Annotated in this window: 10 protein-coding genes, 3 tRNA genes and 1 pseudogene; 2 read left to right on the forward strand and 12 right to left on the reverse strand. The window is 69.4% G+C overall.

Features of this window, described 5'->3' with window-relative positions:
* From AB0C29_RS20400 to AB0C29_RS20410, 3 genes are all read right to left on the reverse strand, one after another.
* Positions 1-267: hypothetical protein (locus tag AB0C29_RS20400; RefSeq protein ID WP_360822268.1), on the reverse strand; the 267-nt coding region annotated here is incomplete at its 3' end.
* A gap of 147 nt (positions 268-414) precedes the next feature.
* A complete protein-coding gene (locus tag AB0C29_RS20405) occupies positions 415-876 on the reverse strand; it encodes a phage tail protein (protein WP_360822270.1) in 462 nt (153 codons plus the stop codon).
* 11 nt (positions 877-887) lie between these two features.
* Positions 888-1,913: a PIN domain-containing protein gene (locus AB0C29_RS20410; RefSeq protein WP_360822272.1), complete on the reverse strand. Its 1,026-nt coding sequence runs from the start codon at positions 1,911-1,913 to the stop codon at positions 888-890.
* Positions 1,914-1,971: 58 nt separating this feature from the next.
* On the opposite strand from AB0C29_RS20410, the gene AB0C29_RS20415 reads away from it, so the two are divergent.
* Complete coding sequence (locus tag AB0C29_RS20415) at positions 1,972-2,790, forward strand: hypothetical protein (RefSeq protein WP_360822274.1); 819 nt, start codon at positions 1,972-1,974, stop codon at positions 2,788-2,790.
* Here the strand turns inward: AB0C29_RS20415 and AB0C29_RS20420 are convergent, their stop codons facing one another.
* The 3 genes from AB0C29_RS20420 to AB0C29_RS20430 form a co-directional block, all read right to left on the reverse strand.
* Positions 2,791-4,056 (reverse strand): serine hydrolase, encoded by a 1,266-nt coding sequence (locus AB0C29_RS20420; protein WP_360822276.1) that lies wholly within the window; start codon positions 4,054-4,056, stop codon positions 2,791-2,793.
* A 26-nt stretch (positions 4,057-4,082) separates the two neighbouring features.
* Entirely contained in the window at positions 4,083-4,475 is a 393-nt protein-coding gene (locus AB0C29_RS20425) for a DUF3887 domain-containing protein (RefSeq protein WP_360822278.1), read from the reverse strand.
* 317 nt (positions 4,476-4,792) lie between these two features.
* Positions 4,793-5,641 carry an alpha/beta fold hydrolase gene (locus tag AB0C29_RS20430; RefSeq protein WP_360822281.1) on the reverse strand — a complete coding sequence of 283 codons (849 nt, stop codon included), beginning with the start codon at positions 5,639-5,641 and terminating at the stop codon, positions 4,793-4,795.
* Between the two features lie 80 nt (positions 5,642-5,721).
* On the opposite strand from AB0C29_RS20430, the gene AB0C29_RS20435 reads away from it, so the two are divergent.
* Positions 5,722-6,201, forward strand: coding sequence for a hypothetical protein (locus AB0C29_RS20435; protein ID WP_360822283.1), 480 nt, complete (start codon positions 5,722-5,724; stop codon positions 6,199-6,201).
* 69 nt (positions 6,202-6,270) lie between these two features.
* Here the strand turns inward: AB0C29_RS20435 and AB0C29_RS20440 are convergent, their stop codons facing one another.
* From AB0C29_RS20440 to AB0C29_RS20465, 6 genes and pseudogenes are all read right to left on the reverse strand, one after another.
* Entirely contained in the window at positions 6,271-7,131 is an 861-nt protein-coding gene (locus AB0C29_RS20440) for a sulfotransferase domain-containing protein (RefSeq protein ID WP_360822285.1), read from the reverse strand.
* Positions 7,132-7,267: 136 nt separating this feature from the next.
* Positions 7,268-7,348, reverse strand: a tRNA-Tyr gene (locus AB0C29_RS20445).
* Between the two features lie 68 nt (positions 7,349-7,416).
* Positions 7,417-7,490: transfer RNA gene (locus AB0C29_RS20450), tRNA-Arg, on the reverse strand.
* Positions 7,491-7,500: 10 nt separating this feature from the next.
* Positions 7,501-7,573 (reverse strand) — tRNA-Leu (locus tag AB0C29_RS20455).
* 384 nt (positions 7,574-7,957) lie between these two features.
* The gene (locus AB0C29_RS20460) at positions 7,958-8,611 is read right to left on the reverse strand and encodes a hypothetical protein (RefSeq protein WP_360822287.1); all 654 of its coding nucleotides are present in this window, start codon (positions 8,609-8,611) and stop codon (positions 7,958-7,960) included.
* Positions 8,612-8,713: 102 nt separating this feature from the next.
* Positions 8,714-9,251: pseudogene (locus tag AB0C29_RS20465) on the reverse strand (dienelactone hydrolase); the annotation flags it as partial.

Consider the following 9,251-nt stretch of genomic DNA (forward strand, 5'->3'; position numbering starts at 1 on the left):
GCGCCGCTGGGCCTTCTCGGTCGCGGTCGGCACCCGGACCTTGCCGCCGGCCTCGACCGCGGGCGGCACCGGAGGCGCCGACCTACCGGCGGGCAGGCCGTGATTCTTGGTCGCCGTGGCCGGCAGCGGGCTGTTGACCGGGCCCGCACCCGGTGTCGCCGACGGCGCGGCCGAGGCCCGCGCAGACGGCAGGACGAAGAGGAAAGAAATGACGAGTGCCCAGATCAGGGCATGGCTGAGCAGCCGGAACCGGCTGGAAACGCGCACGATGCACTCCCCCGTGGAGATGGCGTTGCAGTCCGCAAGCACCCTTACGCATCGATGCTGATCAACACATCCACCGAACGGTCCATGATGGGAGCGCTCCCATCATGTGGTCGACCGGTCCCCGATCTCTGCGGCGCCGGGCCGGGCTCAGTACTCCTTCTTGATGACGAAGTAGGAGCCGCGGATGGTGCCGGCGAGCTTCGACTTCTGCCGGGCGAACTTGAACGCCCCGAGCTCCTCCGGAACGTCCATGCCGTCGGAGAGCTTGAAGCCGACCGCCCGCTTCCCGCCGTCGTCGATCGTGTACATCACGTTGATCGACAGGCCGCTCTGGTAGAAGACGTAGGCCATCCGGATGTTCTCGACCTGGAAGGCCGTCGCCTCGAGCGGCGGGGAGGAGATGACGAGGCCGCGTTCCTCCTCGAGGATGCGGCTCACCCAGGCGATGGTCGACTGGGCCTCGCCGGCGGGCTCCACCGTGAAAGTGTGGTCGTACTTGTTCTTGAAATAGCGGGCCTCGTTCGCCCGCAGACCGGCCAGCGCATCCGCAACCGGCGACGACTCCAGGCCGACGGTCGAAACGGTGCCGAAGTCCACCGCATAAGACATGACAGTTCTCCTCAGCTTTGCGTTTTGGGGGTGAGCAGGTAGTCGTCGGCCTCGGGGCTCCACTTGAGGTCGACCGCGTTGCTTGTCGCTGCTGCTTTGCAGAATTGGAGGAAGCTCCGGTAGCCCAGCTTCTTCTCGCTGAAGTCCGGCGCCACCTTGCGGACCTGGTTCTTCAGGCCTGACAGCGCCGCGGCGCCGGTGCTTCCGGCCAGGTCGGAGACCACGCCGCGGAGCAGTGCGAATGCCGCCTCCCGGTCCCCGTGCTCCGGCAGCGCCACTTCCGGGTCGCCCTTGGCCGAGCCGCCGCCGATCAGTTCGACCACGTTGTGCCCGGCCAGGTAGCGCAGCATTTCGCCGAACGCCCGGAAGCCGTAGTCCGCCTCGTTGAAAGTCGGGTCCTTCCGCAGCAGCGTCCGCTTGAGCGTCGACGCAGTCACCGTCCCGCTGGAACTGCGCTGCAATCCCGCCACCGTCTGCGCGACCAGGGCAGACAGCGTCTCCACGTCCCGTACCGGCTCGCTTGGGGCCGGCTGCGGCTCCTGGACCACCACCGCCGGGATCTCCACACCCTCGAGGCGGTCGTAATAGAGGAACTCGTCGCACGCCGGGGGCAGCAGCTTCGATGTTGATCTCTCGACCCCCACCCCGATCACCCGCTTGTTGAGCTCGCGCAGCTTGTGCACCAGTGGAGTGAAATCGCTGTCGCCCGTGCACAGCACGAAGGTCGAGATGTACGACCGCTCGAACGCCACCTCCAGCGCGTCCACCACCATTTTGATGTCCGCCGCGTTCTTGCGGGAGGCGCCCATCCGCTGCGGGATGTCGATGAGTTCGACGTGCGAGCGGGTCAGCATGCGGCGGTCCTCGTCGAAGTACGACCAGTCGGCGTAGGCCCGGCGGACCACCACCCGGCCCCGCTCGGCGAGCGCGTCGGCCACCGGGCGCAGTTCGAAGGGCATGCCGCCCAGGTGGTCACGGGCGCTGATGGCCAGGTTCTCGTAGTCCAGGAACATCGCGATGCGCTCTTCGTGATCCACCCGGTCAGCGTACGCATGCCGGAGAGCCCCGCGGACGAAGCGTGAGAGGATCCCGCCCATGGAAAACGACCGGCTCGCCCTCGCGCAGGACCGTACGACCGCCGCCGCGACGCTTTACGAGCTGGCCTCCGACCCCTCCGTTCAGGTCCGCGCCGCCGTCGCCGCCCGGCCGGACGCGCCGGCGGAGGCGCTGCGGCCGCTCGCCCGTGATCGTGACCGCACCGTCCGGCAGGCGGTCGCCGGGAATCCGGCCACCAGCCAGGGCAATCTGCTGCGCCTCGTCGGCGACGCCGACCGGTGGGTGCGCTGGGCGGTCGCGGCCAACCCGTCGTGCGATGCCCGGGTACGCCAGGTGATGGTGAAGGCGCAGGACAAGGAGTTGCGCGGGCTGCTCGCCGAGATGGGTGAGCTCGAGCCGGAGCTGGCCGCGATCCTCGTCAAGGACGCCTCCCCCGAGGTGCGGGAGCGGCTGGCCAGTCACACGTTCGACCCGGACGTGATCGCCGCTCTCCTCCAGGACCGGACCGTACGGGTGCGCAAGGGTCTCGCCATCAACGAGCAGACCACCGCCGAGCACCGGCACGCCCTGGCCCAGGACTCGTCGCCCGACGTCCGCGCCGCGCTGGTCCGGGCGTTGCCGCTGGACGAAGCGGACCTGCAGACCCTGGTCAACGACCGGTCGGTGGAGGTGCGGCGTTCGCTGGCCACCTCGGCCGTCACCCCGCCGCACATCCGGCAGGCGCTGGAGAACGACGCCGACGAGACGGTGGCCGAAGATGCCCGCCGGTATCGGGCCACCGCCGCACCCGTGACGGCGCCCCGCCCCGGGAACCGCCGGCCGATCGGCAAGCGTTTCCCGGGCCGGGCCGGCCGCTGATCAGCCGGCGGTGAGCTGGAGTGCTCCCCGGAGCAGGGCCACAGCCTGGGGCGCGACCGCCGTCTCGTCCAGCGGGCGGGCCGGGTCGGACAGCATCAGGCTCGCCGTGACGAGGTCACCGTCGGCGGCGCGGGCGAAGTAGTTGAGCGTCAGCACGCCCGGCTCCGATCCGCCCTTGAACCACACGGTCGGGAACTCCGCCGCGGGCAGGGCGACTCCGCCGTCGTTGATGGTCAGAGCCGCGTTCACCGCGGGCTCGTGCTGCCGCCACAGGCCGGCGTACGCCTGGCACATGTCCACCGGTGAGCCGAACCATTCCACCTTGTCGATCATCCGCGGGTTCGGCCAGGCGGTGATCGACGTGAGCGGGACCCGGTCGAGCAGCGGCAGCATCCGCGCCCGCAGGGCCGGGCTCAGGGCGGCGTACGACGCCGCGGCGGCCGGGTAGTGCCACCCCTTGAGCGCGAAGAATTCGCGGGTGGTCAGCACCGGGGCGTTCGGCGCCGAGTTGCCGAAGCGGGTGAACTGCCGCCGCACCGCCTCCCGGCCGACCTGGTGGATCAGGTGGTCGGTGGCCGTGTTGTCGCTGATGGCGATCATGTTGTCGGCGTACTCGGCGAGGGTGTGCACGGTGCCGTCCGGCTCGTTCTGCATGACGCCCGACGGCAGCGACTTCCAGGCCGGGTTCAGCGGCAACTCGGTGTCCCAGGACAGCCGGCCGGACTTCACGGCCTCGGCGAGAGCGCCCAGCACGTACAGCTTGAAGGCCGAACCGAGTGGCCGTACCGTGTCGGGATTTTTGCCGTGCACCAGCCGGCAGCCGGACGGCGAGATCCGCATGGCCGCGAAAGACACCCGCGGCGCGAGAGTGCGCAGGCTGCTGTCGACGGCGGTCCAGGTGGTCGGGGCCGGCAGGTACGGCGTCAGGCGCAGTCCGGTGATCAAGCCGGACGGGTTGACGGTGAGGCTGACCAGCAGTGTGCCGGCGGGGCTGGTCACGAGCTGGCGCAGCTGCGTCGGTGACGACGAGATGACCGCGGCCGGCGCGAACGGCGCCAACGGGCGCAGCGCCTCGTTCGGATCGGCGGCCAGCAGGGCCTGATCGAGGTGCTGCGCCAACTCGTCGGCCGGCACCGGCAACCGGGCCGAAGCGTCGATCAACCAGGCGAACTGGGTCTCGGCCGGCGAAGCGGCCAGGGCGGGCGCGGCCGGCAGACCGAGCGTCAGCGTCAGTGCCGCGAGGACCGCGACAATTCTCCGGACCATCAGAACCCCCGGGGGTACGGGCGAGGTCAGGCCGGCCGGATGAACAGCCCGGCCACCGTCCCCTCGCGACGGAAACTCACCTGGGCTGTGCTCTGCCCGGCCTCGAAATGCATCAGGACGTCGACCACCGTGAACTCGCCGGCGGCGTGCACCACCGGATCGCCGAACCGTTCGAACGCGCCGACGCTGCCGACGACGACCGCCCACACCGAGGCGAGCGCCCGGGTGTCGAGCTCCCGCCGCATCGTCTCGTCGAAGTCGCCGCGGACCCGGTCGAACCGGGCGGCCGCGAGGTGGGTGAGCAGGTCGAGCGCCTTGTCGCCCGCGCCGGGCAGGATCCCGGCCGACATCGGCTCACCCGTACGCGGATCGACGGGTCGCCCGAACCGCTGGAACGCCGCCTGCCGCGTGGTGCCCAAGACGTCTCCGATCTCCTGCCAGGTGTGGCCCTCGGCCCGGGCCTGATCGACCGCGGCGCGCAGGGAATCCTGGGCTTCGAGCACCTGCCGGTGCACAGCCTGTACTTCCCCGAGAGTGCCGCCGGCGCCCGGTGATGTCAAGGAAGAATTGACAGCATCGCGCTGCCGGCGGGCCGCGCTGCGACAGGTCGAGTTGCAAAACCGCTGCTTACGCCCTCGTCCGGGCCGGGCAGGAAGCGGATTACCGCAGTATTCACAGGCCACAGCACGGAATAGTAATCCGTGACAGCGCCGCACGGAATACCGCACGAAAAAGATCAGGCCGACGGAGTTGCGAGATGCCGTACCAGGAGCGTGGCCACTTGCTCGGGGGCCTGCTCGGGCAGCCAGTGGGACATCCCGGCAAGCGTCTCGAACCGATAGGGACCGTCGACGTAGCGTCCACAACGCTCGGCGGCCGCCCGGGAGATGAAGCGGTCCCCGTCGCTCCAGATGAAGAGTGTGGGCACCTCGATGTGACCGGTCCGGTCCCGCAGCCCGAACGGTATGGCCCGGTACCAGTTGATCGCGGCTCGCACAGCGGCCCGGTCGGAGGCCCTGGCGGCGTAGCGGGCCGCGCTTTCCGGGTCGAGTCCGGAGCTGCGCAGAGACGCCCGCATCGCGTCACCGTTCCGGCGCGAGAGCATGAACTCGGGCAGCCACGGCACTTGCAGAGCGGCCATGTACCAGGAGCGCACAAACTGGCTGCCGGAGGTGAGCGACCGCAGGAACGCCTCCGGATGGGGCACCGACAGGGCAGCCATCGAGCTCACCCGGTCGGGGTGGTGGCCGGCCACGTACCAGGCCAGGGCCGCGCCCCAGTCGTGACCCACCAGATGGAAGCGTTCCGCCCCGGCGGCATCGGCCAGGGCCAGCACGTCCGCCGCGAGCCGGGAGATCGCGTACGCCCGACGGCCCGCCGGCCTCGCACCGGCGGAGTAGCCGCGCTGATCGGGAGCGAGCACGCGGTAGCCGGCGTCGGTCAGGGCCGGCGTCACCGCGTTCCAGCAGTGCCGGTCCTGCGGGAAGCCGTGCAGCAGCACGACCACTTGCCCCGTACCGGTGTCACCGGCGGCGCGCGTGTCGGTCACCTCGAAGTTGAGGCCCTCGCTGGTGAAGCGTTCCATCACCGCATCCTCATGGACGGTCGCCGATCCGGCCAGCGAGCGATGACATACTGCGGGCCGACATCAGGCTGGGGGAACAGATGATCACCGGAACAGACTCCGTCCTGGTGCTGGGCGGCGACCCGGCCGGCGTGGTCCACCGGTTCCTGCGGTCGTGGTCCACTTCCTGGCCGGCCATGCGGGTGACGATCGGCGACAGCGACACGGTCCCCTTCAAGGACTGGGACGGTACGGGTGTGCTGTCACCAGGACCGGAGGAGATCCTCATCGCCCGCGACGAAGCGATGGAGTCGCACTGGGACGAGCACGGTTACACGCTCGATGCCACGGGCGCGGGGCCGTTCGCGATCTACTACCGCCCGTACACCCGCCGGACCACCGAGGTGCTGGCGTTGCAGGACCCGTACGACCACGGGGGCGCGTTCATCTACGAGCCGTACGAGCTGGTGGTGGTCGGCGCCGGGCTCACCCTGCTGACGGTCGTCAGCCCGGACGACGCCGACGACTTCACCGCGACGATCATCGAAGGGCTGCTCGCCGAAGCGACGCCCCCGTCGTGAACGACCGGAGCCGGGCTGGTCGCTGGATCAGGGCACCTCGGGCGGGCGAACGTAGGTTCACTCCCAGCCTCAGGTGCGTGCGGGATATCCGAGGAGCTCGACCAGATCACCCGTGGCCGCGGCGAAGGCTTCGTGGATGTCGTCGTCGAAATGGCTCTGCCAGTCGCCCGACTTGCCCTTGCGGTAATGCGACGGCATGGTCTCGTCCTCCGGGCCTTTGCGCATTCTGGAAAAGCTGTATCGTGCAAGCAGATCGGTCAGCTCGGCCGGTGGGATGACAATGCCGCAGTGCCGCATCATCCGGTCGATCTCATCGCGCTGCTGGTCTCCGGTCAGGTCCTCGTAGCGGAACAGCGGTATCGCATCCGATTCCGCCGCGACCACCCAGGAGCGCAGCGCCCGGAAAGTGCCCCGCTCGGCGTGATGATCGATGAGATACAGCAAACCGTCCTTGAACGACTTCTCGCGCAGCACTTTCCGCACCTGCGGGATGTCGCCCATCGGCGCGTGCGAGTTCCGGGTGGAGAAGTAGCTCGAGACGACCATGTCGCGGGGGTCGCGCAGCACGAAGAACGCCCGGTGGCGCTCGGGTTTCGGCAGGTCACGGAAGCGTCGGCGGGAGATGAACAGCGACGAGACGATCCGGCCGGGCGGGAAGGGCTGGGGGTGCCGCCACCGGTAGGCCCGCGGGTCGTACGGCAGCAGACCGGAGTAGCGGTAGACCGTCGGATCGCCGAAGAGGGCTTTCATCCATTGACTGGCCGTCTTACGGACCGCGCAGTGATAGACGTTGTCGTATTCGCTTCGGGCGACGACCGGCACCGTGAGCCGCAGCCGCGCGTTGTGCGCTTCGAGCTGCGTTCGCCGGGCCGCGACGCGCAGGGAATTGGGCGTGTGCTGTTTGGTGTACATCACGGCGCGGCTGATCATCGCTGACCACAATTCCCATCTGCGAAGTGGGTAAATGTCGCCCGCCCGGCGGGCCGTCGCCGCCCGCAACGCAGCCCATGATAGGGCCTGTATAGACATCCGTGATAGTGATCGGCGTGCCTGATATCAATAGATGTGCGGTAGGAGGGATTCGAACCCACTCAGCAAGGCACCTGCTTTACAGGCAGGCCCGACTCTCCCGCGTCGGCGCTACCGCGTGTGTCTGCTTCCAGCGCCCCGCCCCCGTCGGCTCGTCACGGAGCCGGCCGGGCCGATCACACTGCGCGTTCCCAGCAGGATTCGAACCTGCGACCTCGACGTTCGTAGCGTCGCGCGCTGTCCAGCTGCGCCATGGGAACTTGTCCTGCGTACCCGGAGAGGGATTCGAACCCCCAACCTTCCGACCCTGAATCGGACGCCTCTGCCGTTGGGCCACCCGGGCAAGAAATGGTTCACCGAATGCGTTCAGGCGCGATTCGGGAAATGAAAAAGCCGCCCTCTCCTCGGCTCGAGGTGGGCGGCGCGGACGCAGGCTCTGCTGCGCTAACCGCTCCACCACCCCAGCTCAAGGCGGGTCTCTCGGCCGCGAAGATACAGCTCGGCCGTCAGGTCGGACAGGGTCAGCGAATAGGCGATCTGCTGCGACATGACGGTCAACTCCCTTCAAGGCCTCGGTGCGGTGCCGGTAACCAGAATGGCCGACCCCGCCGTTCGCGTCAACGCATTTGTGACCCGCATTGCCCGGCGGCGCAGCGCGCCCGGACCGGCCGTTACTGCCTGGCGGCCCGGGAGGTTGCGGCGGAGTTCGCCGGGGCAGCGCGCTGGGTTATGAGCCGGCCGGGCCGTTGTCGATGAACGCGTAGGTCGTCAGCAGCGGCGCGTCGCCCAGCTCCTCGGCGATCAGGCCGGTGCGCGGGAACACCTGCAGGAAGGCGCCCTCGTTGCTGATCGCGTACGTGGGCCGGCCCTGCTTGTCCTTCGCCTTCAGCCGGCTGATCGTGAACAGCTGGCCGTCCCGGCGGGTGTCGCAGGCGGTCGCTTCCACGGTGAGCGGGCTGCTGCCGTTGTTCTTGATGCCCAGGCAGGACTGCTCGCCACCGGCGCCGGCCTTCGCGGTCTTGATCAGGAACTTGTCGCCGACCGGGGCCAGCACGAACAGCCCGAACTCGGCCTCGCCGTCGGTCAGGTTGAGCCGGCCGTCCTCGTCGACCGCGACGATCGACTCGCTGGACGGGATCGGCCTGATCACCACCTGCCGCTGGCCGGCCAGGATCGGGTCCGCGGTGCTGCTCACCGCGGGCTTGTTGCCACTGCCCGCCTTGGTCGTCTTGACCGGGGCGGGCGTCGTGCCCGCGGAGGCCGGGGTGGTGAAAGCGACCGGCTTGCCGGACTGCCGGTCGCCGCGGGTGCACGCCTGCTGGGTGAGCACGAGACCGGCGGCCAGGACGCCGAAGAGAACAGTGGAACGACAGGTTCGCACGGGATTCCTCCAGATCGATGTGTTCCGACCCGGCCCATGCTGTCGATCAAGCGGCGACCACGGCGCGATCGCGGCGCACAGTGGCACGAACCCTGGAGGTGGTTATCCGGTGACCGGCAGAGCGGTCGCGAGCGGCCAGGCCACCACGAGTGACCCCACGAGCGCGATGAGCCACGCCGGCGCCGAGAAGCGGTGCAGCACGGCGCTCCAGACCGCCTGCCACAGCAGCAGCACGGCCAGCAGCGGCACGATGAGCAGCACAAACCCGAAGGTGAGCCCGACAACCGCCGCGCCCGTCAGTGCGACCACGGCGACCGCGGAGACGGCCAGGACGCCGAAGCTGTTGCCGGCGGTGACCCGCTCGGCGGCGTACGCGAGGACAGCGAAGCCCGCCCAGAGCAACCCGAGCAGCCACCACCTCGACCCGCCGGGGATGGCGTAGGTGAGGCCGAGGTGCGTGGGCACGGCGATCGCCGTGGCCGCGTACCCGATGAGCAGGGGTGTGGCCAGGGCCAGCCGCAGCCTTTCCGGTGGGGTGACCGGCGCGGGGTCCGGGCCGACCGGGCCACGCAGCCGGAGGTAGCCGAGGATCATGGCCCCGGCCACGCCGGTGAATCCGATGAGGTAACCGCCGATGGAC

The sequence above is a fragment of the Actinoplanes sp. NPDC048791 genome, from assembly GCF_040650095.1.
GTDB lineage: Bacteria > Actinomycetota > Actinomycetes > Mycobacteriales > Micromonosporaceae > Actinoplanes.

Bases quoted from the DNA above. Each gene is read 5' to 3' on its own strand.
- AB0C29_RS20405 (WP_360822270.1), bottom strand. From the start codon at position 876: ATGTCTTATGCGGTGGACTTCGGCACCGTTTCGACCGTCGGCCTGGAG.
- AB0C29_RS20415 (WP_360822274.1), top strand. From the start codon at position 1,972: ATGGAAAACGACCGGCTCGCCCTCGCGCAGGACCGTACGACCGCCGCC.
- AB0C29_RS20420 (WP_360822276.1), bottom strand. From the start codon at position 4,056: ATGGTCCGGAGAATTGTCGCGGTCCTCGCGGCACTGACGCTGACGCTC.
- AB0C29_RS20430 (WP_360822281.1), bottom strand. From the start codon at position 5,641: ATGGAACGCTTCACCAGCGAGGGCCTCAACTTCGAGGTGACCGACACG.
- AB0C29_RS20435 (WP_360822283.1), top strand. From the start codon at position 5,722: ATGATCACCGGAACAGACTCCGTCCTGGTGCTGGGCGGCGACCCGGCC.
- AB0C29_RS20440 (WP_360822285.1), bottom strand. From the start codon at position 7,131: ATGATCAGCCGCGCCGTGATGTACACCAAACAGCACACGCCCAATTCC.